This is a genomic window from Corynebacterium sp. HMSC076D02, assembly GCF_001813815.1.
Classification (GTDB): domain Bacteria; phylum Actinomycetota; class Actinomycetes; order Mycobacteriales; family Mycobacteriaceae; genus Corynebacterium; species Corynebacterium simulans.
The window spans coordinates 1-238 of record NZ_KV814062.1 but is presented as its reverse complement, the minus strand read 5'-3'; the positions used below and the strand labels follow the sequence as shown (position 1 = coordinate 238).

Genomic DNA, 238 nt, shown 5'->3' with positions numbered 1-238 from the left:
AGAGCCGAAGGCTGAAGAGAAGAAGGAAGAGGCTTCTGCACCGGCTGCTTCCGGCTCTGCAACCGACGTAGCTATGCCAGAGCTCGGCGAGTCCGTCACCGAGGGCACCATTACCCAGTGGCTGAAGTCCGTAGGTGACACGGTCGAGGTCGACGAACCACTCCTCGAGGTCTCCACCGACAAGGTCGACACCGAAATCCCATCCCCAGTCGCCGGCACCCTGACCGAGATCCTCGCC

At 62.2% G+C, this 238-nt stretch carries 1 protein-coding gene; it reads left to right on the top strand.

Annotated features, from left to right (window positions below; translation table 11 throughout):
- On the top strand, window positions 1-238 hold a 238-nt coding region (locus HMPREF2935_RS07835), incomplete at both ends, for a biotin/lipoyl-containing protein (RefSeq protein ID WP_305764086.1).